This window comes from Ruegeria sp. CDSC051, from assembly GCF_059610665.1.
The window spans coordinates 769,255-792,732 of record NZ_JBXWOC010000001.1; the positions used below are offsets into that span (position 1 = coordinate 769,255).

The 23,478-nt window shown below is 55.2% G+C and carries 21 protein-coding genes, 3 tRNA genes and 1 pseudogene; 11 read left to right on the forward strand and 14 right to left on the reverse strand.

Going from position 1 to position 23,478, the window contains the following annotated elements; genetic code table 11:
- Positions 1–13 precede the first annotated feature (13 nt).
- Positions 14–90: transfer RNA gene (locus tag AC2FH0_RS03955), tRNA-Asp, on the reverse strand.
- Between the two features lie 44 nt (positions 91–134).
- Positions 135–211, reverse strand: a tRNA-Asp gene (locus AC2FH0_RS03960).
- Positions 212–773: 562 nt separating this feature from the next.
- Here AC2FH0_RS03960 and AC2FH0_RS03965 point away from each other — a divergent pair.
- Positions 774–2,600, forward strand: a complete 1,827-nt coding sequence (locus AC2FH0_RS03965; protein ID WP_496788628.1) for a M10 family metallopeptidase C-terminal domain-containing protein — start codon at positions 774–776, stop codon at positions 2,598–2,600.
- Between the two features lie 143 nt (positions 2,601–2,743).
- A tRNA-Val gene (locus AC2FH0_RS03970) sits at positions 2,744–2,818 on the forward strand.
- 111 nt (positions 2,819–2,929) lie between these two features.
- Here the strand turns inward: AC2FH0_RS03970 and lon are convergent.
- Positions 2,930–5,338 carry an endopeptidase La gene (gene lon, locus AC2FH0_RS03975; protein WP_281972166.1) on the reverse strand — a complete coding sequence of 803 codons (2,409 nt, stop codon included), beginning with the start codon at positions 5,336–5,338 and terminating at the stop codon, positions 2,930–2,932.
- Positions 5,339–5,689: 351 nt separating this feature from the next.
- Between lon and AC2FH0_RS03980 the strand changes: the two genes are divergently transcribed.
- Entirely contained in the window at positions 5,690–6,859 is a 1,170-nt protein-coding gene (locus AC2FH0_RS03980) for a sugar-transfer associated ATP-grasp domain-containing protein (RefSeq protein WP_496788630.1), read from the forward strand.
- Between the two features lie 49 nt (positions 6,860–6,908).
- Here the strand turns inward: AC2FH0_RS03980 and tgt are convergent, their stop codons facing one another.
- Positions 6,909–8,039, reverse strand: a complete 1,131-nt coding sequence (tgt, locus tag AC2FH0_RS03985; RefSeq protein WP_496788631.1) for a tRNA guanosine(34) transglycosylase Tgt — start codon at positions 8,037–8,039, stop codon at positions 6,909–6,911.
- A gap of 63 nt (positions 8,040–8,102) precedes the next feature.
- On the reverse strand, positions 8,103–9,014 hold the full coding sequence (locus AC2FH0_RS03990; RefSeq protein WP_496788632.1) for a nucleoside hydrolase: 912 nt from the start codon (positions 9,012–9,014) through the stop codon (positions 8,103–8,105).
- Positions 9,015–9,187: 173 nt separating this feature from the next.
- Here AC2FH0_RS03990 and AC2FH0_RS03995 point away from each other — a divergent pair, with 173 nt between their 5' ends.
- The 3 genes from AC2FH0_RS03995 (at position 9,188) to AC2FH0_RS04005 (ending at position 10,816) form a co-directional block, all read left to right on the forward strand.
- Positions 9,188–10,078 (forward strand): SPFH domain-containing protein, encoded by an 891-nt coding sequence (locus tag AC2FH0_RS03995; protein WP_142634059.1) that lies wholly within the window; start codon positions 9,188–9,190, stop codon positions 10,076–10,078.
- Complete coding sequence (locus AC2FH0_RS04000; protein ID WP_496704697.1) at positions 10,078–10,356, forward strand: NfeD family protein; 279 nt, start codon at positions 10,078–10,080, stop codon at positions 10,354–10,356. Before AC2FH0_RS03995 ends, AC2FH0_RS04000 begins: the two co-directional genes overlap by 1 nt.
- Positions 10,357–10,453: 97 nt before the next feature.
- Positions 10,454–10,816: an SUF system Fe-S cluster assembly protein gene (locus tag AC2FH0_RS04005; protein ID WP_142634063.1), complete on the forward strand. Its 363-nt coding sequence runs from the start codon at positions 10,454–10,456 to the stop codon at positions 10,814–10,816.
- Between the two features lie 22 nt (positions 10,817–10,838).
- Here AC2FH0_RS04005 and AC2FH0_RS04010 read toward each other — a convergent pair whose 3' ends face one another.
- Positions 10,839–11,168, reverse strand: coding sequence for a hypothetical protein (locus AC2FH0_RS04010; protein ID WP_496691309.1), 330 nt, complete (start codon positions 11,166–11,168; stop codon positions 10,839–10,841).
- Between the two features lie 200 nt (positions 11,169–11,368).
- Between AC2FH0_RS04010 and AC2FH0_RS04015 the strand changes: the two genes are divergently transcribed.
- Positions 11,369–11,734, forward strand: coding sequence for a HesB/IscA family protein (locus tag AC2FH0_RS04015; protein ID WP_142634067.1), 366 nt, complete (start codon positions 11,369–11,371; stop codon positions 11,732–11,734).
- Here AC2FH0_RS04015 and AC2FH0_RS04020 read toward each other — a convergent pair.
- Positions 11,731–12,654, reverse strand: coding sequence for an isopenicillin N synthase family dioxygenase (locus tag AC2FH0_RS04020; RefSeq protein ID WP_496679576.1), 924 nt, complete (start codon positions 12,652–12,654; stop codon positions 11,731–11,733). The two genes, AC2FH0_RS04015 and AC2FH0_RS04020, sit on opposite strands and share 4 nt — an antisense overlap.
- 116 nt (positions 12,655–12,770) lie before the next feature.
- Between AC2FH0_RS04020 and tpiA the strand changes: the two genes are divergently transcribed.
- Positions 12,771–13,520, forward strand: coding sequence for a triose-phosphate isomerase (gene tpiA / locus AC2FH0_RS04025; RefSeq protein WP_496788634.1), 750 nt, complete (start codon positions 12,771–12,773; stop codon positions 13,518–13,520).
- On the opposite strand, the gene AC2FH0_RS04030 is transcribed toward tpiA, so the two are convergent.
- The 6 genes from AC2FH0_RS04030 to AC2FH0_RS04055 all read right to left on the reverse strand — a co-directional run bounded on the left by AC2FH0_RS04030 (position 13,521) and on the right by AC2FH0_RS04055 (position 20,479).
- Positions 13,521–13,832: a DMT family transporter gene (locus AC2FH0_RS04030; protein WP_142634071.1), complete on the reverse strand. Its 312-nt coding sequence runs from the start codon at positions 13,830–13,832 to the stop codon at positions 13,521–13,523. It abuts the gene before it with no gap.
- Positions 13,833–13,987: 155 nt separating this feature from the next.
- Positions 13,988–15,364 (reverse strand): TRAP transporter large permease, encoded by a 1,377-nt coding sequence (locus AC2FH0_RS04035; protein WP_271946870.1) that lies wholly within the window; start codon positions 15,362–15,364, stop codon positions 13,988–13,990.
- Positions 15,364–16,041 (reverse strand): TRAP transporter small permease, encoded by a 678-nt coding sequence (locus AC2FH0_RS04040; protein ID WP_142634075.1) that lies wholly within the window; start codon positions 16,039–16,041, stop codon positions 15,364–15,366. Before AC2FH0_RS04040 ends, AC2FH0_RS04035 begins: the two co-directional genes overlap by 1 nt.
- 113 nt (positions 16,042–16,154) lie before the next feature.
- A complete protein-coding gene (locus AC2FH0_RS04045; protein ID WP_142634078.1) occupies positions 16,155–17,156 on the reverse strand; it encodes a DctP family TRAP transporter solute-binding subunit in 1,002 nt (333 codons plus the stop codon).
- Positions 17,157–17,519: 363 nt separating this feature from the next.
- Positions 17,520–18,749 (reverse strand): sigma-54-dependent transcriptional regulator, encoded by a 1,230-nt coding sequence (locus tag AC2FH0_RS04050; RefSeq protein ID WP_496788635.1) that lies wholly within the window; start codon positions 18,747–18,749, stop codon positions 17,520–17,522.
- The gene (locus AC2FH0_RS04055) at positions 18,746–20,479 is read right to left on the reverse strand and encodes a sensor histidine kinase (RefSeq protein ID WP_496788637.1); all 1,734 of its coding nucleotides are present in this window, start codon (positions 20,477–20,479) and stop codon (positions 18,746–18,748) included. The genes AC2FH0_RS04050 and AC2FH0_RS04055 overlap by 4 nt, the downstream gene beginning before the upstream one ends.
- 47 nt (positions 20,480–20,526) lie before the next feature.
- Between AC2FH0_RS04055 and AC2FH0_RS04060 the strand changes: the two genes are divergently transcribed.
- Positions 20,527–21,708 carry a cytochrome P450 gene (locus tag AC2FH0_RS04060; protein ID WP_496788638.1) on the forward strand — a complete coding sequence of 394 codons (1,182 nt, stop codon included), beginning with the start codon at positions 20,527–20,529 and terminating at the stop codon, positions 21,706–21,708.
- Positions 21,709–21,711: 3 nt separating this feature from the next.
- Here the strand turns inward: AC2FH0_RS04060 and AC2FH0_RS04065 are convergent, their stop codons facing one another.
- A complete protein-coding gene (locus tag AC2FH0_RS04065) occupies positions 21,712–22,191 on the reverse strand; it encodes an Lrp/AsnC family transcriptional regulator (protein ID WP_142634084.1) in 480 nt (159 codons plus the stop codon).
- A 172-nt stretch (positions 22,192–22,363) separates the two neighbouring features.
- Between AC2FH0_RS04065 and cobA the strand changes: the two are divergent.
- Both cobA and AC2FH0_RS04075 read left to right on the forward strand, forming a co-directional pair.
- Positions 22,364–23,110: pseudogene (gene cobA / locus AC2FH0_RS04070) on the forward strand (uroporphyrinogen-III C-methyltransferase); the annotation flags it as partial.
- Positions 23,110–23,424, forward strand: coding sequence for a DUF2849 domain-containing protein (locus AC2FH0_RS04075; protein WP_142634089.1), 315 nt, complete (start codon positions 23,110–23,112; stop codon positions 23,422–23,424). The pseudogene cobA and the gene AC2FH0_RS04075, both read left to right, overlap by 1 nt.
- The last annotated feature ends 54 nt before the right edge of the window (positions 23,425–23,478 follow it).

The following is a 23,478-nucleotide window of genomic DNA, read 5'->3' on the forward strand; positions in this document are numbered from 1 at the left end:
AACTAGTGGAAAATGGCGCGGTTGACGGGGCTCGAACCCGCGACCCCCGGCGTGACAGGCCGGTACTCTAACCAGCTGAGCTACAACCGCGCATCTATTTCGTGGCCTTTACCCTGGACCAAGGATGGCAGCGATGGCGCGGTTGACGGGGCTCGAACCCGCGACCCCCGGCGTGACAGGCCGGTACTCTAACCAACTGAGCTACAACCGCCCGCTGCCCGTTCGTTGCTGAACGTTGGGGTGTATTATGGCCACGCCCGGACATCGTCAAGCGGCGAATTGAAGTTTTTTCTCAGAACGTAATTTTTGTTAGAGATGTTTTCTCGTCACACGACGAATGGCCAAACAGAAACCAGCCGATAATTCACGACCCGCTGCCTTTGGCCAGACAAAAATATTCTGAAACCTTGCGCAGCACATCACCTGGCACGGGTCCGCTAGATCCAGATCTCAGGACAGCCCCCAAACTCTTCCCCAAGCTTATTCTGGCATAAACCCAAAGCGAACAGTCATATCACCTTACTGGCAGAGAGTTACCCAAAGCTTGCCGCGTTCTGCCTCATTTCAACCACAAATGGTCTGCAAGACGATTACAAACACCTCTGCCAAAAGAGACTTCATACGCTCGGTTGGTCCTCGGGCCAAAACGTTGGAAATTTCTGATGCCAAAGGAAGAATTACCGATTCTAGAACCGGTCAAAATATACGGCGCCAATTTTGTATTCCGGAAAAACCGGGAACAAACGGCGTGTTAGACAAGGAAGAAATTTAAGATGTCAGTTGCCAGCACAACTTCTCCGGGTGCAAATGTTACCGGTCATGTTTATGTAGACAGCCTGATTTGGGGCACATCTTGGGACACCAGCGCCGGAGGCGTCAGTGCTCCGGGCACAATCACGTACTCCTTCGATGATGGATCGTTAGGTCGCCGTGGCTTTGCCTCCTACATGAAGGAAGCAATCCGCAAAGCATTTGCAATTATCGAAACGATCATTCCGATCGAGTTCAACGAAGTCGGCTTTCTGACACCAGCAGGCGAGATTAATGACGTTAACATCACCTACGCTTTGCTGACCCAAAACGATCTTGGCGGACCCGGATCTCTTGGTGTCCATCAAGTTCCGGGTGACGACCCTCTGCTGCAGGATTCTGGCATCGACGCCCTGTTCGGCATCTTTGCCTATGATACGCCTCTGTTTAGCAAAGAGGCCTTACGCAAAGGCGGTGAAGGCTTCGCGACAATCATTCATGAGATTCTTCACGGCCTTGGTCTAGCCCACCCACATGATGAAGGCGGCAGCTCGACTATTTTTCCGGGGGTTACGCAGCCCTTCGACGATTACGGGACAGATGGGCAGAACCAGGGTGTTTACACGATCATGTCCTACAACTCGGGCTATCCCGAAGTTGTTCCACTGAAGACATATAAGGCTGGCGGCACGGCCTCGCCCATGGCCCTTGATATAGCTGCACTGCAGGCGATCTACGGAACGACGGACCACAACACCGACGACAACGTCTATAAAATCAAAGGCAAAAATGGCGCCGGGACCTTCTGGACATCCATCTGGGACACCGATGGGGTCGATACGATTTCAGCAAATGGTGTTAAGCGCAGCGTCACGATCAACCTCAATGACGCGGATCTTGATGGCAGCGATGCAGGCGGCACTCCATCCCATGCCAAAGGCATAACCGGCGGATTTACGATCGCAAATGGAGTCGTCATTGAGAATGCTGTGGGCGGCAAAAAGGGCGATCTCATCGTCGGGAATGAAGCTGATAACCTATTGGTGGGTGTCGGCGGTAGCGATGTTATTTCTGCTGGCGAGGGTAATGACATTGTTCTTGGGGGTGGCGGCAATGACACCCTGACCGGAGGTCTTGGAAACGACGAACTGTACGGCCACAAGGGCACGGACAACTTTGTAGCCGAGGACAGCGACGGCGACGATATCATTAACGGCGGAGAGGGCCTGGATTGGTTGCGTTATATCGGCACAAGCGCCGTAACCGTTGATTTGTCTGACACCAATGCACAGGCAACCGGTTACGGAACCGATACCATTACGGGTGTCGAAAACGTCGATGGGTCCGAGCAAAATGACGACATTACAGGTACGGACGGTCGAAACATCCTGCAGGGTAATGGAGGGTCTGACCGCCTGGACGGGGGCCTTGGCAAAGATACACTGAATGGTGGCGCAGGCAGCGACACTTTGATCGGTGGTGCCGGAAGGGACATCATGACCGGCGGTGAAGGTGCCGATGACTTTGTGTTTACGTCAACAGATGAAAGTTCACGCAAAGCGAAATATGCCGACCGGATTACCGATTTCACTCAGGGTGAAGACAAGATCGACCTAAGTGCGATCGACGCAAGCACCGTAATTGACGGCGATGATTCATTTGTCTTCAACGGTACAACACCGGCCCAGACGTCGGACGAAGGCGAAATCTATTACGTCAAGAAAAACAACGCAGGCACCAAGAACGACTTCACACTTGTTCTTGTGGATACTGACGGCGACAAAAATCCTGAGATGGTTATCAAGATCTCTGGCTTGCACGATCTGACCCAGGACGATTTCATTCTTTGACATCAAAAAAGTGAAAGGGCGGCCCCACAAGGCCGCCCGTTTATGGGCACCTCGACTGGGCATTTGCGGGGTAATCCCCGGGGCCCAAAAGGCGCAAAGACCTCTTGCGGCTTTGCTGAACTCCTTATAAGACCCCTGCTCACGGGTGATTAGCTCAGTGGTAGAGCGCTTCGTTCACATCGAAGATGTCAGGAGTTCAAATCTCTTATCACCCACCATTTCACAATCTGCGATCCGACATGCAAAGCCAGTAATTGGCTGACTATTTGGTCTGACCAAAGAAAAAGGGCGAGGTGCTAACCCCGCCCCTAATTGCCATATTCTGACCTTTAGTGCGCCCTGGCGGACGGGGACGTGTTCTCAGCCGTTTTGGCCGCAGCCGCGGCGGCCTCTTCTGCGGCTTCGTCCCATTCGACAGGTTCAGGATCCCGAACCAGAGCGTGTTTCAGAACTTCCGAAACATGCGTGACCGGGATGATTTTCAGCCCCTCCTTCACGTTGTCAGGAATTTCGGCCAGGTCTTTCTCATTCTCTTCTGGAATCAGAACAGTCTTGATCCCGCCGCGCAGAGCCGCCAGCAGCTTTTCCTTCAAACCACCGATGGGCATCGCATTGCCGCGCAGGGAAACCTCTCCTGTCATGGCAATATCCTTGTGCACCGGGATACCCGTCAGAACCGATACGATTGAGGTCACCATCGCCAGGCCGGCCGAAGGACCATCCTTGGGCGTTGCCCCGTCCGGTACGTGGACGTGGATGTCCAGGTTGTCGAATTTGGGCGGCTTAACCCCGATCTTAGGTGAGATTGACCGCACATAAGATGAGGCCGCATCGATGGATTCCTTCATCACATCGCCCAGCTTACCCGTGGTCTTCATCCGCCCCTTACCGGGCAGTTTCAGCGCCTCAATATGCAGCAGATCGCCGCCAACGGAGGTCCAGGCCAGACCGGTTACAACCCCAACCTGATCGTCCTGTTCGGCCAGACCATAGCGGAACTTGGGCACGCCCAAGAATTCATCCAGATTGTCCGGCGTCACCGTGACCGACTCCGCCTCTTTCTTGATGATCTTGGTCAGCGACTTCCGCGCCACCTTGGCGATTTCGCGTTCAAGGTTCCGCACGCCAGCTTCTCGGGTGTAGGTGCGGATAATCGATTGCAGCGCCTCATCGGATAGTTCGAACTCTTTGGCTTTCAGACCGTGGTTCTTGATCTGCTTACTGATCAGGTGCTGCTTGGCGATCTCGCTCTTTTCATCTTCGGTGTAGCCCGCCAGAGGAATGATCTCCATCCGGTCGAGCAAAGGCCCGGGCATGTTATAGCTGTTGGAGGTGGTCAGGAACATCACGTTGGACAGGTCATATTCAACCTCAAGGTAGTGATCCATGAACGTGCTGTTCTGTTCCGGGTCCAACACTTCCAGCATGGCCGAGGCCGGATCACCGCGGAAATCCTGCCCCATCTTGTCGATTTCATCCAACAAGATCAGCGGGTTCGTAGTTTTGGCCTTTTTCAGCGCCTGGATAATCTTGCCGGGCATTGAGCCGATATAGGTCCGGCGGTGGCCGCGAATCTCGGATTCGTCGCGCACGCCGCCGAGGCTGATGCGAATGAACTCGCGCCCAGTGGCTTTGGCAACGGATTTACCCAGCGACGTTTTACCAACGCCCGGAGGGCCAACAAGACACAGGATCGGGCCTTTCAGCTTCTTCGAACGCTGTTGAACCGCCAGATATTCGACGATCCGTTCCTTGACCTTCTCAAGCCCATAGTGATCGTCATCCAGAATTTCCTGTGCGCGGCCCAGATCCTTTTTAACGCGGGACTTGGTGCCCCAAGGCAGAGCCAAAATCCAGTCGAGGTAATTGCGCACAACAGTAGCTTCAGCCGACATCGGGCTCATATTGCGCAGCTTCTTCAGCTCACCTTCGGCCTTTTCACGCGCCTCTTTCGACAGCTTGGTTTCGGCGATTTTCTCTTCCAGCTCGGCCACTTCGTTCGAGCCGTCATCGCCATCGCCAAGTTCCTTCTGAATGGCCTTCATCTGCTCATTCAGATAATATTCACGTTGTGTCTTCTCCATCTGAGTTTTGACACGGGTCTTGATCTTTTTCTCGACCTGCAGAACCGACATCTCGCCCTGCATCAGGCCATAGACCTTTTCAAGCCGTTCGCTGACCGACAGTGTTTCCAGCAGTTCCTGCTTTTGCTCGACCTCGATACCTAGATGCCCCGACACAAGGTCGGCCAACTTGGCGGGTTCGGCGGTTTCGCCAACAGCGGTCAGTGCTTCTTCGGGAATGTTCTTGCGGACTTTGGCATAGCGCTCGAACTCGTCGGCAACGGTGCGAAGCAACGCTTGTGTAGTGGTCACATCACCCGGAATCTCGGTCAGATATTCTGCACGAGCCTCAAAAAACTCTTCGTTATCAAGGTATTCTGTAATCTGTACGCGCGCTTGCCCCTCGACCAGAACTTTCACGGTTCCATCTGGAAGCTTCAGCAGCTGCAGCACATTCGCCAGCACGCCCGAGCGATAGATTCCGTCGATTTCCGGATCGTCATCACCTGGATCAATCTGGCTAGACAGCAGAATTTGCTTATCGTCCTGCATCACTTCCTCAAGTGCGCGGACAGACCTTTCCCGACCCACGAACAAAGGCACGATCATATGAGGAAAAACCACAATGTCGCGTAGCGGAAGTACTGGGTATGAGGAATTCAGGGGCTCTTGCATGCTCAATCCTTATCTTTGGCAAGACGGCACTGGTCCCTCATCTAGGCAACCCCCGGCCGTCTCCTGTCTGGAAGGTAAAGGTGGTGCGCCAAGCGTCCTATTTCAACCTTACCTGTAGTGGACCTAACAATGACCGGAAGGTTGCGCCTCCGCAAGACGATAACATGATCGGTCTTGTCAAATTCTCAATTTGACCCCGCTTGGTTTCTTCGGCGAATGTCTGCCTGGAAATTCAGAAACCAACAGCAAAAGTACAACACTATCTAACAGGCAGCTGCCCAAAGCCTGCCATCATTGCAAACAATATGATTGCATACCCCAACTTCTGATCGATTACTGTGAGTCGTAGAGATGACAAATCCAAAAAATATCAATGCTGCGGAATCCGACCATCAACGGTACCTATCTGCCCGCGACTCCGATCATGCGACTCTTTTAGCGCATGCCGCCAAAAGCTCTGGGCGCTCAGTTTTACAAGTCCAACGGAGCTTCAATCAAATGGCAAAGCCTCCCAGCCGTTTGAATATGGTCGAGTATGTGCGCAATGGCCTTCATCACGAAGACCGCTTTACCGACGCCGAACGCGCGGCATACATCTCCAATGATCTCCATTGGCCCATCGCCCACAAGTGTAACCATCATGGTTGGAACAGTGCCGCAGAAGACAAGATACTGGCTTCTACTTTGCTTGAAACAGCGGGTGTACCTGTCCCGGAAACCGTTGGCGTCATCGACCGTTCGAACCGACACTACCCCGGGGTTACGAAAATCAACACTCCTGAGGCGTTGCGCGATCTCGTTTGCAACCATCTGGAAGGTGGTCTTTTTGGAAAGATCGTCGAGGGGATGGTAAGCTTTGGGGCCTTTTTGATCGAGGACGCGGATCAATCCACTATCACTTGTGCAGGCCAACCGCCGATCACCTATGAGGCATTCCTAGACGAGTTCATTGGGCAGAATTCATATGTCGTGCAACCTTTGCTCAAAAATCACTCTGCAATCCAAGACTACGCTTCAGCCCTTGCAACGGTGCGAATGGTTACTCTGGTAAGAGAAAACGACGTCTTTTGCCCAGTTGCCGTTATTAAACTTCCGCAGGGCCCCAATATTGCGGACGCCTTCTGGAGACCGGGGAACCTTGCTTGTTCGATCAATATCGAAACCGGTGTTATCGAAACCGTCGCGCGCCGCGCCAAGATGGAAACAGAATTCCTGGATGACCATCCTGACAACCCCGGTTTAATGGGCTTGAAACTGCCTTTTTGGGACGAATTGATCGAAATAAATGACCGTGCTGCAAGAACCTTTCAGCCAATTCGATATCAGTCGACCGACATTGCTATAACCGAGTCTGGTCCGGTCGTTGTCGAGCTGAACTATGGCGGTGGCTTCGACCTGCCTCAATATGCAAGTGGCCGTGGGATGTTGACACCAGAAGTTCGTAGCTTTTTCGAAGGGTTTGGCTACGACCTTGATGCAAAACCACAAAAGAAGCGCTGGCTGTTCGGTAAACGCAGGTAAAGCGCCCTCAATCTGGTGTCTTGTTAGGTCGACTGAAAAAGCGCTGAACCTAAATCTGTTCAATATCCCCTTGCGCGCGCTGCGCATGGAAGGTCTCCTGCCAGACATCGAATGTGCCAGCAGCAATGGCATCGCGCATACCCTGCATGATTTCCTGAAAATAGTGCAGATTATGCCAGGTCAGCAGCATGCCCGAGATCATCTCGTTCGAGCGGAACACGTGGTGTAGATAGGCGCGAGAGTAGTTCGAACAAGCCGGGCATGAGCAGGCCTCATCCAGCGGGCGCGGGTCATCTGCGTGGCGGGCATTCTTTATGTTGACCACGCCGTAACGAGTGAACACCTGTCCTGTGCGACCGGACCGTGAGGGTAAGACACAATCCATCATGTCGATCCCGCGGGCGACAGCTCCGACAATGTCGTCAGGCTTTCCAACGCCCATCAAATAGCGCGGTCTGTCGGCTGGCAGAAAGTCAGGAGCGTAGTCGAGGCAACCAAACATTGCCTCCTGACCTTCGCCCACGGCCAGACCGCCAACCGCGTAACCCTCAAATCCGATCGCTTTCAGCGCCTCGGCACTTTCTTCGCGTAAATCCTGTTCCAGCCCGCCTTGCATGATCCCAAACAACGCATGTCCAGGACGGTCGCCGAAAGCCTGTCGCGATCGATCGGCCCATCGCATCGACAGGCGCATTGATTCAGCAATTCGATCCCGATCTGCGGGTAGGGCCGGACATTCGTCAAAACACATCACGATGTCCGACCCCAACAGGCGCTGTATCTCCATCGAGCGTTCCGGGGTCAGCTCGTGCTTGGACCCATCCACGTGAGATTTGAAGGTCACGCCCTTTTCGGTCAGTTTGCGCAGACCAGCCAGGGACATGACCTGAAATCCACCAGAATCGGTCAGGATCGGGCGATCCCAGTTCATAAATTTATGCAACCCACCCAAACGGTCAATGCGTTCAGCCGTAGGGCGCAGCATCAGGTGATAGGTGTTCCCCAACAAGATATCGGCACCGGTTGCGCGGACACTCTCCGGCATCATCGCCTTGACCGTCGCAGCAGTGCCTACGGGCATGAACGCCGGAGTACGCACTTCACCGCGCGGCGTGTGGATCACTCCGGCGCGGGCCTTGCCGTCGGTGGCCTTCAGGTCAAATGAGAAACGGTCTGTCATTGGGCATCCTTGGTTCGCTGAACCGGGCAGGATTTGCCCGATCTGTTCAGCCATTGCAAGTTGTCAGGGTAAAGAGGCAACCTGCCGGGTAAACAGATCAACAACCCCCGCCCCGTCAACATCCCGGCATACCAGCACAGCCGGTCGCGTCGAGACCGGACGCGTAGCGCCGGATTCCGTACCGCCTACAATTACCTCAACCCCGGTTTCGACCATCTCGAACATCGTGCCATGGGTGCAGGCGATCACAGCAGTCGAGTCATGCAGGCCGCAGCCCTCCAACCCGCCGATATCCTTGTAGAATTTCAGGTAAAATACCGAGATGTCGCGCAGGAAAGCCCCCATATCGGGCGAGCGTTGGGCCAGACCGTCAAAATCCGCACTTTTGTACAGCGTTTTCAAGGTGACATCCAAACCAACCACAACGGTCGCCGGCGGTGCTGCAAACACTTCATTTGCGGCAAGGGCATCGTGATAGATGTTTGCTTCGGCATGTTCCGTGATGTTGCCTGGGCAGAAAACCGCCCCACCCATGATCACCAACTGTTTGATGTTTTGCGAAAACTCAGGATCCAGACGCATCGCCGCAGCAATATTAGTCAAGGGGCCGATTGCACAAACCGTCAGCTCTCCCTTGTTGCGGCGCGCCATTTCAACCAGGAATTCCGTGGCATTCAATTCATGGTTCGCCCCGATTTCCGGGATATCGGTAATATCCCCAAAACCTTCGGGACCGTGAACATGTTCGGACGGTGCGTGGTGCCCTGTTCCCTGTGGATAGGCCGCGCCTTGGGCGACGGGAATGTCCAACCCAAGTTTATCCACCAAAAACCGTGCATTGCGGCTGGATTGATGAACGTGGGTGTTGCCAAAAACGGTCGTCAGGCCGATCAAGTCAATCTCGGGGGCTGCAGCGGCATATGCAATGGCCATCGCATCGTCGATGCCGGGGTCTGTATCAATAATCAGTTTCATCCCAGCCCGATAGCGCAAACGCGAGGGGATGCAAAGCGGTCACAATAGCAAAAACTAACCAAAATCCATGGATCAGCGTTTTGAATCCAAGCACAATCCCTCCATACCAGAGTTGAAAAAGGGCGATTCAACCCCCAAATGTATACTATCGTACACAATAAAAGAGGACAGATATGACCGAAGACCAAATCATTGGATTGCTTTCTTCGAACATAATTTACCTGCTCGCGGCGGCATTGATCGTCATCATCACGCTAAAAGGCATTAAAATCGTGCCGCAATCAGAAAAGTATGTGGTCGAACGGTTCGGGCGCTTGCATTCGGTGCTTGGCCCTGGCATCAACTTTATCGTTCCTTTACTGGATGTTGCGCGGCACAAGATATCCATTCTGGAACGCCAACTTCCCAATGCAACGCAGGACGCAATCACCAAAGATAACGTTCTGGTCCAAATCGACACTTCGGTCTTTTACCGCATCCTAGAGCCGGAAAAGACAGTCTACCGCATCCGCGATGTAGATGGTGCTATCGCGACGACCGTTGCCGGTATCGTCCGGGCGGAAATCGGCAAGATGGACCTGGACGAAGTTCAGTCGAACCGTGCTCAACTGATCACTCAGATTCAAGGAAGCGTCGAAACCGCAGTGGATGACTGGGGGATCGAAGTGACGCGCGCCGAGATTTTGGACGTTAACCTCGATCAGGCGACCCGTGACGCGATGCTGCAACAGTTGAATGCTGAGCGCGCGCGCCGCGCGCAGGTGACCGAGGCTGAGGGCAAGAAACGTTCTGTTGAGCTTCAGGCCGACGCCGAACTCTATGCGGCAGAACAAACGGCCAAAGCGCGCCGCATTCAAGCCGAAGCCGAAGCCTATGCAACCAGTGTTGTTGCCCAGGCGATTAAGGAAAACGGTATCGAAGCGGCTCAGTACCAGGTTGCATTGAAACAGGTTGAGGCATTGAACACGCTGGGCACCGGCAATGGCTCGCAGACTATCGTTGTACCTGCCAATGCGCTTGAAGCTTTCGGAAACGCCTTCAACATGCTGAAAGGACGTACATAATGGTTGATCCCTTTTGGTTAACATGGTGGCTATGGCTGGCTGGCGCGTTGGCTTTGGGCATCCTCGAATTAGTCCTACCTGGGTTCATCTTTCTGGGTTTCGCCATCGGGGCCGGGCTGACGGGTATTCTGCTGGCAATCCCTGGCATAGTACCGTCGCTGCCGATCCTGCTTATGATCTTTGCGACTTTGTCGCTGATTGCCTGGCTGATCCTGCGCCGCGTCTTTGCTCTGCCCCATGGCCAGGTGAAGAAGTTCAGACATGACATAAACGACTAAACTCTTATGGCACCCCTTAAGGGGGTGTCATTGTGCCTCTGGACGCTGCCCGAGGCTTTCCCTATATAATTCGTCAGGTAACAAACCCGAGGCACGAATGACTCACCCGAGCGAACAGTTTGAAGGCACACCTCTTATTGCCCCTTCAACGATTGAACACCCTCTTTATGAGCCGGTGGTCGACGCCTGCCGAACGGTTTATGACCCCGAAATCCCTGTAAACATCTATGATCTGGGTCTGATCTATACGATCGACATCACCCAGGAAAACGCGGTCAAGGTCATCATGACACTGACCGCGCCCGGCTGCCCGGTTGCCGGCGAAATGCCTGGGTGGATCGTCGAGGCAATCGAACCCGTGGCCGGCGTAAAAGAAGTTGACGTGGAACTGACCTGGGAGCCCCCCTGGGGCATGGAAATGATGTCAGACGAAGCGCGCCTGGAACTTGGATTTATGTAAGGCCAAGTGCGATGGCCTGCTGTTATTGAATTCCGCAGGTCGATTTGATTTCGTCCGACCTCTGGTTAAGCTTCTCTATGTAATCTCCTGATAACATAGTTAGTCTTTTCTTTTCGGTTCCAGTCACAAGGCCTAGAAGCGCCCCAGCAGGTGTAATGGCAATTACACTTTTGGCCTGCTCTTCCTCTGCATGTTTTCGTTCGGTTGCAATCGCGCGCAAATCACCTTCAGCCGTTGCACAGTTTACCGGATGTTGCTTTTCTTCTGCGATCGCCGTCTGAGCCAAAAACACAGACAGCATCAGAGAAGGAATTGTAAGAATTTCTTTTTTTCTAAACCAAAGTCTTTTCATGCTATTCAACCTCAAATATTTTCCAAAAGTGGATCATGGGTCAGGCTATGACGAGTGTAATTTGCAAAGCAAGCCTTGCTTACCGACTCAGGCGGGAAATCTAATCCGACAGTAAAAGTTAGGTAAGAAAACCTGCTATGTCTTGAGCCTGATGCCTCGCGGCACTACATTAGCAACAACGAACAACGACGGAGATCATGATGTTCGGCATCCCCGGCAAACAGGCCGTAACAATGACACCAAAGGCTGCAGAGCAGATTGCCCGCCTGATGACTTCGGGCGGCCATGCTGGTTTGCGTATTGGCGTCAAGAAAGGCGGCTGTGCCGGGATGGAATACACCATGGACTATGTCGACCAGCCTGACACCAATGATGAAGTGGTCGAGCAGGACGGCGCGCGGATCATGATCGCCCCGATGGCACAGATGTTCCTGTTTGGAACAGAGATCGACTATGAGGTCTCGCTGCTTGAATCCGGTTTCAAGTTCCGCAACCCGAATGTTGTAGATGCCTGCGGTTGCGGAGAATCCATCAAGTTCGACGAAAGCATTGCAACTCAGCCTTAAGACGCTGCCTGCAAGTGCACATAGGTCTCGTTGAAACGACGCGTCAAGTGCTCTCCTGCCTGGATGACATTCTCTGAATGTGGCGGGGCAACATTGGTGTCATAAGACGGGTTGAAGAACAAAGGAACCGACAGCCTTTCAGCAGATCCACCGATCACACGGTGCAGAGTTGCCTTGACCGCCCCTGCCGTCCAGAATTCCAGCATCTCCCCAAAATTGATAATGAATGTTCCGGGCTGCGCTTGGACCTGAGCCCAACTCTGGTCCGGCATCTGTACCTCTAACCCTGCTCGACCATCGGTGGCCAGCAGGGTCAGACAGCCATAATCAGTGTGCGCTCCGATACCGAAATCCTTTTCGCCTGCCCAGACTGGACGTTGCGGGTAATAATTGCCGCGCAAAAGGGCCATGGGCGTGTCGAAGGCAGTGTCAAAGCTGTTGGCATCCTTGCCCAATGCCACCGAAATGGCGCGCAACACCCGCATGGCAACCGAACAGGCGTCACCATAATAGGCCTCGATGATTGATCGAAACTCGGGCACAGTCTCCGGCCATTGGTTCGGGGCATAAACCGAGAGGTTCTTGCCAAAGTACCTATTGGTCTCAGCTAGCTCGTATCCGCAATCGAACACCTCTTTGAAGTCAGGATTTGCAGCTGGATCTACCTGTTCCGAGCGCGAGGCGCCCCACCCACGGTTGGACCCGGTCACAGCCATATCAACACGCCGTTTCTCGGCCTCTGGCAGCCGGAAGAATGCGTGATATGCCGAGATGACCCGTTCTACCCGACAGGCGGAGATACCAGTATTGGACACGGTCAGAAACCCAACTTCACCGACGGCGCGGGTCAATTTGGCCAATTCCGCCGTGTCGCACCGATCCAGTTTTTCAAGATCAAGATGTTCGATCATATTGCTCATTCCTCATCGCGGCGGAAACTGCCGTTTTGCAACGGGCTCTGCAACCGGAATTGTCAGACCTGACTGGCAATGATATCCGGTCACCAGAAAACCGATTTATTTCAAGGGGACGCGATATGCGGCGCAAACTGGCGGCTGGAAACTGGAAGATGAATGGTAATGCTGCCGACTTGAGAGAGCTTCAGGCCCTTTCTCACATGCATGCTGCCCCGGCAGTTGATATTCTGATCTGCCCACCTGCCAGCTTGATCCATCGGGCCAAAGAGAAGGTCCCGGGCGGAAACATCCAGATAGGCGGTCAGGATTGCCACGCGGCAAACTCGGGCGCGCATACAGGTGACATTAGCGCCCAGATGCTGGCCGACGCCGGAGCGTCAGCCGTCATTCTTGGCCATTCTGAACGCCGCGAAGATCATGGTGAACAGAATGAAGATGTTCGTGCTAAGTCTATTGCCGCTATGAATGGTGGGCTAAAGGCAATCATCTGCGTCGGTGAAAGCCTGGAACAGCGCGAGGCCGCCAATACCCTGGATATAATCGGCGGTCAGATGTCCGGCTCGATCCCGGATCAGGCAACGGGCGAAAACCTAATAGTCGCCTACGAACCGATCTGGGCCATTGGCACGGGCAAAGTGCCCACTCTGGATGAAATCGGTCAGGTGCATGACTTTATCCGCGCGCGGCTGGAACGGCGCTTTGGCGAAGGCGTTGGACGTTCGGTCCGGCTGCTTTATGGCGGCTCGGTCAAGCCATCAAACGCCGCCGAGATTTTCGCCGTATCGAACGTGGATGGCGCATTGGTGGGCGGGGCGAGCCTGAAGGCTGACGATTTTTCGGGCATCATTCAGGCTCTGGAAAAGGCCTGATCAGGCCATTTTCATCGTCACCATCCCGGCTATGATCAAGACTGCCGCGCAGATCCGCGTGGCGGTCAGGGCTTCGCCCAGAAAAAGAATACCAAAGGTAAACGCGCCAACCGCTCCTATTCCCGTCCAGATGACATAGGCTGTTCCCAAAGGCAGCGTCCGCATGGCCAGCGCCAGCAAGGTGAACGAACCCAGCATCGAAACCGCCATCAGGGCGGTCGGCCAGAACCGGGTGAACCCGGCAGATTGTTTCATCGCCACGGCCCAGACAATTTCAAGCAGGCCAGCAAACAACAGGATAATCCAGGGCATAGAAGAGACCTCTGATCAGTCCGGGTCGTCCCGGATACTGTCCCGTGATGGAGAGGTCGTCCTCTGCCTTTAGATAATCCCCATGGCGCCCCGTTCAAGACGCAGTGACCGGGCAGAGATCCCCTGCCCGGTCTTTTTCTCAGCGGTTGGACCCGCTAGTTTGTTATGATCTCCGGCCCCATGAAGGTGTTGGGCAGGAAGGTGGATATCCACGGGATATAGGTCACCATGATCAGGAAGACGAACAGGACCGCCAGGAATGGCAGGGCCGCCCGGACAACGCCCATCATCGGCATGCCCGCCACGCCCGAGGTCACGAACAGGTTCAAGCCGACCGGCGGTGTAATCATCCCGATCTCCATGTTCACAACCATGATGATGCCTAGGTGAATCGGGTCGATGCCCAGCTCGATTGCAATCGGGAACACCAGTGGTGCTACGATAACCAGCAGGCCCGAAGGCTCCATGAACTGGCCGCCGATCAGCAAGATCACATTGACCACGATCAGGAAAGTCACCGGTCCCAGACCTGCCGACAGCATGGCAGTTGCTATGTGCTGCGGTACCTGTTCATCCGTTAGAACATGTTTCAGGATCAGGGCGTTGGCGATAACGAACAGCAGGGTAACGGTCAGTTTCCCAGCTTCGAACAACGTCTGCTTGGTGTCGGGGTGAAAAATCGCCGTGATCAGCGCATAAGGCTTTCTGAGCAAAGAGATATTCTTTTCCTCACCCTCGGTGCTGAGGGGACCCATGTCCTTGTAGACGAAGCTGGCAATCAAAAATGCATAGACTGCGGCCACCGCAGCGGCCTCGGTCGGGGTAAAGATACCCCCATAGATGCCACCCAGAATGATCACGATCAGGAACAGACCCCAACCTGCTTCGCGTGCCGAGACAAGGATTTCGCCCCAGCCTTTCCATTCACCCTTGGGTAGGTTCTTGACCTTGGCCATCACATAGATGGTAATCATCAGCATCAGCCCAGCCAACAGACCGGGGATCACACCGGCGAGGAACATGCGCCCGACAGAAACTTCGACAGCGGCGGCATAGACCACCATCACGATCGACGGCGGAATCAGAATACCCAGCGTCCCTGCGTTACAGATAACGCCAGCGGCGAATTCCTTGGAATAGCCAACCTGCCGCATACCAGCGATCACAATCGAACCAATGGCCACCACCGTAGCCGGAGACGACCCCGACAGGGCCGCAAACAGCATACAGGCGAACACGCCCGCAATCGCCAGACCTCCGGGCAAGTGCCCCACGCAGGCAATCGAGAAACGGATGATGCGCCGAGCCACGCCGCCCGTGGTCATGAAGGACGAGGCCAGAATGAAGAAAGGGATCGCCAGCAGGGTAAAATGCCCTTCGAAAGCCTCAAACAAGGTACCTGCGACCGAAGCGAGCGAACTGTCGGAATAGATCAGCAGAAACAGGGTCGAACTGAGCCCCAGAGCCACCGCAATCGGTACACCGATCAACAGCAAGCCTACGACCATCGAGAACAGAAGAATGACATCCATCAGTTGTGCTCTCCTTGCTGAGCGCGGACTTCTTCAATCTCGTCCTCGACTTCGTGGCTAGCGACCATCCGATCGGCTTCGCCGCGCCAAATCTGTACCGCAACCTGCGCAAAGCGGATCACCAAAAGCAGCATCGACACGGGCAGAACCAGATACGGCACCACCTTGGGCAGTTTTTCATAGCCCTCGCCATAGTTGATCAGATCCTCAAGAAACCGCAGCGGGGCAACCATCGGAATGTCGTCGACCTCATAAAAGCTCTGACTGCGTGCATCGAAGTTGAACCCGGTAGGGAACCATCGCCCCGATGTGGGCGGCAGATCCGCGAACACGGCCCAATAGTCATATGCGCCTTTTAGCATCAGCAGAGAAAACACCAGACAGCAGGCTACAGCGATCAGAGCCAAAATCCGTCGAGGCGCCGGGCTGAGCATGTTCAGGATGGCGTCCACTCCCAGATGAGCGTGTTTCTTGACGGCATAAGACGCCCCAAGCAGCACCAACCAGCCGAAGGCGAATACCGTCAGCTCCAGTGCCCATAGGATATTGGAATTAAAGAAATACCTTGCGATCACATTGGCAAATGTCACAGCCGTCATCAGGCCCAGCAACGATGCGATCAAGGTTTCTTCGATATGGTCGACCAGCCCGCCTTGGCCGGATTGCGCACCAGACATCTATCTGTCCCCACATTTTTTTGAGATAAGTGCTGTTTGGGCGGGCCAAATCGGCCCACCCTGCCTGCGCGTCGAATACTCCCCAGTCCCCGGACGCGCGGCGTATACCAGGATCAGAACCCGGCGTTGATAGCCTGTGCGGCGTCGATCTTTTCTTGACCCACGTCACCGGCGAACTGTTCCCAGACAGGTTTCATGGCGTCGATCCAGGCCTGACGCTGTTCAGGGTTAAGTTCACGGATGATACCGCCCGCATTTGTGATCGAGACCTTGGCTTCCTCGTTCACCGAGAAGGATTCTTTGTTCCGCTGTTCTGTCACTTCGCCCAGAATGGTCAGGAACTGTTCGCGCACCGCAGGATCCAGGCTGTCCAGCCAGTCAACCGATGTCACGACCAGATAGTCGATGACACCGTGGTTGGTTTCAGTGATACCGTCCTGAACCTCAAAGAACTTCTTGCCGTAGATGTTGGACCAAGTGTTTTCCTGTCCGTCGACGACACCTTGCTGCAACGCACCATAAACCTCTGAGAAAGCCATTTTCTGCGGGCTTCCGCCAATCGCCTCCATCTGCGCGACCAGCACGTCAGAAGATTGGACGCGGAATTTCAGGCCATTGGCATCCGACGGATCGACCAGCGGTTTGTTGGCCGACATCTGTTTCATGCCATTGTGCCAGAATGCCAGCCCCTGCAGGCCACGGCGCTGCATGCTGTCTTTCATCGCCTGACCATCAGCCGAAGCCTGAAATGCGTCTACCGCGTCAATGTTCTTGAACATGAACGGCAGGTCGAACAGGCGGAATTGCTTGGTGAACTTCTCGAACTTGGACAATGACGGGGCCGCCAGTTGCACATCGCCCTGCAACATCGCCTCAAGGACTTTATCGTCGTTATAGAGCGTGGAGTTCGGGTAGACCTCCATGCACATCACGCCGTTCATCTCATCATTAACGCGCTGTTCCAGCAACGAGGCTGCAATACCCTTGGGATGTTTATCGGTATTGGTCACATGCGCGAATTTCACGACGATTTCGCCGTCTTCACAAGCGGCCATGCCTGCGGTTGCTGTTACGGTTAGAGCGACGGCGGTCGCTGCCGTTGTCAGAAATTTCATCAGTCGAGTTCTCCCAGATACTTCACTACGTCTCCGGACGTGCCGAAGTCGTCCCATGGCGGCGAGTGAACCGAATCGGGCTCACGCTCTCAACTTTTTGTGGGAATCGCCGCCGGTTGACATTTTGTCATTTATTTACTTGATGTTACACGCATTCAACCAAGTCTCTGTTTGAGCCTGCAAGAAAGCCGTGCGAGAATCCGCACATATATCTGCGCCATTGTGTGGATTTCCGCACAAATAACGATTCGCCGAATCCGAATCGATTGCCGGGCATTTGGTTCGCCCCGCAGTCCGCGTCAGCGGACTGCCACGCCCAACAGCTTAACCGCATGACAATGCGGGAAAAGCTGGCGGGAGCCTTTACCTCCGGTAGTCTTCAGGACGAATGTGGTATCGCGCCAGCTTGTCGTAGAAGGTTTTGCGAGGCAGCTTTAGCGCCTTTGCGGCTTCTGATGCCTTGCCGTTATGCCGGCCAAGGGCAGCAATCAGCAGAGATCTTTCGACCCGTGCCATCTGCTCGCTCAACCCCAGTTCTGCGGCCTGCGAGACATCTTCAGGCATTCCCAGCACAAACCTCATTGCGGCTGACATCAGCGACCGTGCGTTGCCCGGCCAGTCTCTGGTCATCAGCGATGCCAGATGGTCCGACGTGATTTCCGGTTCCTTTATCCCGGCCTGTTCGGCTGCCTGTGCTACATAGTGGCGGAAGATTACAGGTATATCCTCGGGGCGCTCGGCAAGCGACGGTATGCGAACGCGCATCACATCCAAACGATAGAACAAATCCGCAAGAAACCGTCCATCCGAAGACAATTCGGCCAGGTCAGTGGTCGTGCCCGCCAGAATTCGGGCGCCTACACCCTGTTCAACCATCTCCAGTGCTGCATATTGCGTGGCCTCGGGCATGGCCGAGATTTCGTCCAGAAAAAGGGAACCACCGGCTGCATCTTCGCAGACATGAACCAGATCGCTGGTCGACAGGCCGGCGGATGGACGTTTGACAAATGGGCCCTGACTTTGCGGCGACATTAGGTGAACGACCTCGGCAACTTTGGACACTCCGCTGCCAGCCGGTCCGGTGACCAAAACTTCGGCCCCTGTCTGGGCTACTGTACGAACCCTTTCCCTCAGTTCTTCGGCCTTTGATGAGAGACCGAACAGCAGGCGTGCCGCTGGATCGCCGCGTTCGAGTTCGCTTTTCATTGCGCGTTGTTGCAGGACATGTTTTCGCGCTTCGGATGCCTTGCCCAACACCTTTAGCAGATCTGCCGCGGCGCAGGGCTTTTCCAAAAAGTCGAATGCACCCTGCCCCATGGCCTGCACTGCCATTGGTATGTCGCCTTCTCCAGTCAACAGGATGACAGGCAGATCAGCATCCATATCGCGGGTGTAGGTCAACAGGTGAAACCCGTCCCGACCAGGCATCCGGATATCCGACACGATCACTCCCGCGAAATCCGCCCGGATATGATCCTTCGCCGCCACGAAGGACCCTGCTGTCACAGGTTCGTAATCGGCAAGCTCTAACGTTTGGGCCAGCGCTTCGCGCACTGCCGAGTCGTCATCGACCAAAAGCACTTTGCGGGTCATGCTGCCCCTACGTCCTTGAAATGTTCCAGTTCCACAGTGAATACCGCACCTGTCGGAGCGTTGGTGCCCCGAATATTACCACCAAAGCTTTGAACCAGACCATAAGAGATCGACAACCCCAGCCCCATGCCCTCAGACGAACCGACAGCTTTGGTGGTATAGAACGGCTCGAACAGCTTCTCCGAGTTCTCGATCCCCGGACCTGTGTCGCTGACCGTGACCGTCAGGGTCTTGTCACTGTTTATCGCGATCTTGATCATGCGTTGTTGTTGCTCACTCATGGCATCGGCGGCGTTGTTAATCAGATTTACGAACACCTGCACCAATCTCACTTCGCCACCCCAAGCATAGATAGGGACATCTGGAGCCTGCCATTCCATACGAACGTTTTCCGAATTCAGCCGGGCCTCGGTCAATTCCAACGCCGTTTCTATTACCTGAACCAGATCAACTCTGCCCATGGGCTCGTTTTCATTGCGGGCAAAAGCCCTGAGGTTCTTGATAATTCGCGCCATTCGCGCGGCCAAATCGGAAATTCTGGTGAGGTTCTCGGCGGCTTTTGACTCGTCACCTCTGGTCAGAAAAGCCGTTCCATTCTCGGCGAATTGGCGAATGGCCATCAGCGGCTGGTTCAACTCATGGCTAATGCCCGCCGACATCTGCCCGAGCGCACTCAACTTCCCGGCCTGTATAAGCTCTTCCTGCGCATGTTTCAGCGCCACCTCTGCCTCTTCCCGTTCATGGACCTCGCGCCGCAGGGCGGAGTTCGCGGCGGTAAGTGCATGGGTTCTGCGCGTCACGCGGCTTTCCAGCACCGCATTGGCCTCAGCAAGCGCGCGCCGGCGTTCGGTTGCCATAAACAAAAGCGCCCCGAAGGCCAGACAGATCGCAGCTACCGCCGCTGCTTGCAAATTCGCCAGACGGCGCGCCGGGGCCACATCCACCAGCACCTCGGCTGTCATGTCTATCACCGGTAGATCAAGTGTAAGGTGTAACGCACGCTGTGGCAGATACCGGCCCCAATTCAAGGTCCAAAGCTCGTGTCGTCCGATCAGATTCGACGAGAAATCGACCGTCTGCCCCTCGGGCGGCACCAGCCCCGGTTGACCTTCGGTCCGACGCCAGAACAACAGGTCGGATCGGTTCGAGATGAACACCACACCTTCCCCATCAATAAAGAAAATGGCCTCGGTACTGCCCCGCCAAGTCTGTTCGACATCCTGCACATCGGCTATAACCATCAATGCGCCTTCGACTATACCGGTGGGACCAAAGGCAGGAGCTGCATAGGAATAGGTTCGATCGCCGCTTGTGGACTCGACCCCGTGGGCACTGCCCATAGCACCCTGCATGGCGCGCCTGAATGCGGGATGGTCTGCCATCGTCAATTCAGGCACCGGGTGGGCGGCTGCAAGTACCCTGCCCAGACGGTCCAGATAGACAATGTTAACGGCGGCAGTTTTGTCTGCCACGTCCAGCAACACAGCCTGCGCGATGGCGCGATCGCTCGGCGTGACAAGCGTTCGAACAGCCGGGTGGCTGGCCATCAAGACAGCCAGTTCCTGATAGACCTGCATTTGTGTGCTAAGGCGGTCGGCGGCCAATTCCAGATCGGCCTCAGCCTTATCGCTCAGCGGCGACAAAGCCTGACGAAAGCCGTATGACCACACTCCAACAGAGAGCAGCCCAACAGCAATCAGAAATGTCGAAATTAACCATACCCTTTGCATGACATTGGGTCTTGCATTCAACGCGCCTCATGGCAAGTGTGCCCGCCATGAAGACTTTGCATCAATCCCCTGTTGACCCGAATTTTGTCCAGAACCCTTATCCGTTTTATGATGCGGCCCGCGCGCATGGCGACCTTGTGTATTGGGCCGACTACCGGATGCACGCTGCTGTATCCCACCGGGCGGTTCAGGCCTTGCTGAAGGACCGTCGTTTCGGTCGCGAAGTACCGGCGGAAATGCAACGTCCAGGTCCTGCGCATCTAGCCCCCTGGCTGATGGTCGAATCTCATTCGTTGTTAGAAGCAGAGCCGCCGCGCCACACCCGGCTTCGACGCCTGGTCATGCGCGCCTTTACGTCACGTGCCATTGCGGCACTGGAACCAACGATCCAAGACCTCAGCCACAAGCTGATCGACGCCTTTCCCAAAGCGCCCTTCGATCTGCTGGGTACCTATTGCACGCAAGTTCCGGTCGTCACGATCTGCCGCCTTCTTGGCGTTCCCGAAGAGATGTCTCCGCAGCTTTTGCGCTGGTCCCATGACATGGTGGCGATGTATCAGGCCAGCCGCACACGCCAGACCGAGGATGCGGCGGCGGCCTCGGCAAAAGAGTTCACCGACTTTCTCTCGTCTTACGTCGAAAAGCGCCGGTCTGACCCACAGGATGACCTGATTACCCGGTTGATTGCCGCTGAAGAAGATGGTGAAAAACTGTCACGTGACGAGTTGGTGGCAACTTGCATTCTGCTCTTAAATGCCGGTCATGAAGCCACGGTTCATTCGCTAGGAAATGGGCTCAGGACCGTATTGCACCAAGGTGTAAAAGCCGATGCCTTTCAGCCTGAAACCATTGACGCCACCGTCGAAGAAATCCTGCGCTTTGACCCGCCGCTGCATATGTTCACGCGCTATGCCTATGAAGAGATCGACCTGTTCGGGCACAGTTTTAAACGCGGTGACGAAGTCGCTTTGTTGCTTGGAGCCGCGAACCGTGATCCACAAGTCTGGGCCGAACCTCATAAGTTCGATCCAACCCGCCCCATCCTGACCAACAGCAGCTTTGGCGCGGGTCTGCATTTCTGCGTCGGAGCACCGTTGGCCCGACTCGAAATGCTAATAGCGCTGGCGGCACTGTTCGAACGCTGTCCCAACCTAGCGCTCAGCGCGGAACCGGAATATTCCAACAGCTACCATTTTCACGGGCTAAAGCGGTTGATGGTTCAGGTCTGACCGCTAGTTCTCGATCAGGGCATTCAGCGGCAGCATGGTCGTCGACTTGATCTCTTCCATCGACAGCAGAGCCGTCACATTGTGGACGCGCACCTCGGAAATCAGAGTCTGATAGAACACGTCATAGGCGCGCGCGTTCTTAACCCGCACCTTGAGGATATAGTCGATATCCCCAGCCAGCCGGTGCGCCTCTTGTACTTCGGGGCGGTCCCGCAGGGCTTTGAGGAACTTTCGCTGCCAATCCGCCTCGTGTTCAGAGGTGCGGATCAGCACGAAGAACGTCGCCTCAAAACCAAGCGCCTCGGCATCCAATAATACCGTCTGCTGACCGATCACCCCGGCCCCTTTCAGCTTGCGGATGCGATTCCAGACAGGCGTCTTGGAACTGCCGACCCGGGCTGCTATTTCGTCCAGCGATTGGCTGGCGTCGCGCTGCAGCTCAACCAGAATTTTCCGATCCGTGTCATCAATCCGCACTGACATTCCAATTTCTTCCTCGTTTCGAAACTTTCGTATCGCTTGACCAACACAGCGAAACGCTTGTTCTTTTTTATGCGCACATATGGCGCAATACCGGGAATATTTCCTATATTGAGGGTCAAGTCAAACCAACCCGGACCGAAACATGCAAGTGACGCAAACATATCAGGACGCAGGCCATGTCGACTTTGTCGGCGCAGGCCCTGGTGATCCCGAATTGCTGACGCTCAAAGCTCTGCGCGCGTTCGAGTGCGCGGATGTGGTCCTGCATGACCGGCTGATCAGCGCCGAGGTGCTGACCCTAGCCGGGCAAACGGCCGTTCTGGTCGATGTTGGCAAAGCCGGGTTCGGCCCCTCGTGGAAACAAGAAGACATCGACGCGCTGCTGGTAGAGTACGCTCTGAAGGGTCTACGCGTTGTACGCCTGAAATCCGGTGACCCCACCGTATTTGGTCGTTTGGACGAAGAAATCGACGCCGTCGAAGCAGCTGGCATCTCGTGGCAGATTATCCCCGGCATCACCGCAGCCTCGGCCGCAGTTGCAGGCATCGGGCAAAGCCAGACGCGCCGCGGGCGCAATTCTTCGATCCGTTTCCTGACCGGGCACGACATGAAGGGGTTCGCCGATCACGATTGGAGCGCCCTGGCGCAGCCCGGTTCGGTGGCGGCGATCTATATGGGCAAAAAGTCTGCCCGGTTTATTCAGGGCCGCCTGATCATGCACGGCGCCGACCGGGCCACACCTGTGACGCTGATCGAAAACGCGTCGCGTCCCGATCAGCGCATATTGACCACGACGCTGGATCACATGTCCGCCGATCTGAGCGCCTCGGACATGGACGGCCCCACCCTTACTTTTTACGGCCTTGCCCCCCGCCAGGCAGCCAAGGCCCTGACTGAATTCAAAAAGGAGCACGCCTGATGGCCCGCGCTTTTACCCCCAAAGTGGTAACCGCCAACGATCTGTTGGAAGGTGACGTCATCTATCTGACCGAGGACGACCGCTGGTCGCGTGAGTTATCCGAGGCAGAGCTGATCACAGACGAAGCCCACGCACAGATCCGCCTTCTGGATGCCGAACGTCAGGCAGGCAAGATTGTCGGTGCCTATCTGGCGGATGCCATAGCTGGCGACGAAGGCCCAGAACCAACTCATTTTCGGGAAGACTTCCGCCGGACTGGTCCGTCCAACTATGCCCACGGCAAACAGGAAACTTCCCCGCAGCCCCGGGCCTGATCCCTGGCCCTCTCTCTCCCCTACATTGGCCCCAGGATCGGGGCTGCACTTAAG

Bases quoted from the DNA above. Each gene is read 5' to 3' on its own strand.
- AC2FH0_RS04040 (WP_142634075.1), bottom strand. From the start codon at position 16,041: ATGTCTGGTGCGCAATCCGGCCAAGGCGGGCTGGTCGACCATATCGAA.
- AC2FH0_RS03980 (WP_496788630.1), top strand. From the start codon at position 5,690: ATGACAAATCCAAAAAATATCAATGCTGCGGAATCCGACCATCAACGG.
- tpiA (WP_496788634.1), top strand. From the start codon at position 12,771: ATGCGGCGCAAACTGGCGGCTGGAAACTGGAAGATGAATGGTAATGCT.
- AC2FH0_RS03965 (WP_496788628.1), top strand. From the start codon at position 774: ATGTCAGTTGCCAGCACAACTTCTCCGGGTGCAAATGTTACCGGTCAT.
- AC2FH0_RS04035 (WP_271946870.1), bottom strand. From the start codon at position 15,364: ATGGATGTCATTCTTCTGTTCTCGATGGTCGTAGGCTTGCTGTTGATC.
- lon (WP_281972166.1), bottom strand. From the start codon at position 5,338: ATGCAAGAGCCCCTGAATTCCTCATACCCAGTACTTCCGCTACGCGAC.
- AC2FH0_RS04045 (WP_142634078.1), bottom strand. From the start codon at position 17,156: ATGAAATTTCTGACAACGGCAGCGACCGCCGTCGCTCTAACCGTAACA.
- AC2FH0_RS04060 (WP_496788638.1), top strand. From the start codon at position 20,527: ATGAAGACTTTGCATCAATCCCCTGTTGACCCGAATTTTGTCCAGAAC.
- AC2FH0_RS04020 (WP_496679576.1), bottom strand. From the start codon at position 12,654: ATGAGCAATATGATCGAACATCTTGATCTTGAAAAACTGGATCGGTGC.
- AC2FH0_RS04050 (WP_496788635.1), bottom strand. From the start codon at position 18,749: ATGACCCGCAAAGTGCTTTTGGTCGATGACGACTCGGCAGTGCGCGAA.
- AC2FH0_RS04030 (WP_142634071.1), bottom strand. From the start codon at position 13,832: ATGCCCTGGATTATCCTGTTGTTTGCTGGCCTGCTTGAAATTGTCTGG.
- AC2FH0_RS03995 (WP_142634059.1), top strand. From the start codon at position 9,188: ATGACCGAAGACCAAATCATTGGATTGCTTTCTTCGAACATAATTTAC.
- AC2FH0_RS04000 (WP_496704697.1), top strand. From the start codon at position 10,078: ATGGTTGATCCCTTTTGGTTAACATGGTGGCTATGGCTGGCTGGCGCG.
- tgt (WP_496788631.1), bottom strand. From the start codon at position 8,039: ATGACAGACCGTTTCTCATTTGACCTGAAGGCCACCGACGGCAAGGCC.
- AC2FH0_RS04010 (WP_496691309.1), bottom strand. From the start codon at position 11,168: ATGAAAAGACTTTGGTTTAGAAAAAAAGAAATTCTTACAATTCCTTCT.
- AC2FH0_RS04075 (WP_142634089.1), top strand. From the start codon at position 23,110: ATGGCCCGCGCTTTTACCCCCAAAGTGGTAACCGCCAACGATCTGTTG.
- AC2FH0_RS03990 (WP_496788632.1), bottom strand. From the start codon at position 9,014: ATGAAACTGATTATTGATACAGACCCCGGCATCGACGATGCGATGGCC.
- AC2FH0_RS04055 (WP_496788637.1), bottom strand. From the start codon at position 20,479: ATGCAAAGGGTATGGTTAATTTCGACATTTCTGATTGCTGTTGGGCTG.
- AC2FH0_RS04005 (WP_142634063.1), top strand. From the start codon at position 10,454: ATGACTCACCCGAGCGAACAGTTTGAAGGCACACCTCTTATTGCCCCT.
- AC2FH0_RS04015 (WP_142634067.1), top strand. From the start codon at position 11,369: ATGTTCGGCATCCCCGGCAAACAGGCCGTAACAATGACACCAAAGGCT.
- AC2FH0_RS04065 (WP_142634084.1), bottom strand. From the start codon at position 22,191: ATGTCAGTGCGGATTGATGACACGGATCGGAAAATTCTGGTTGAGCTG.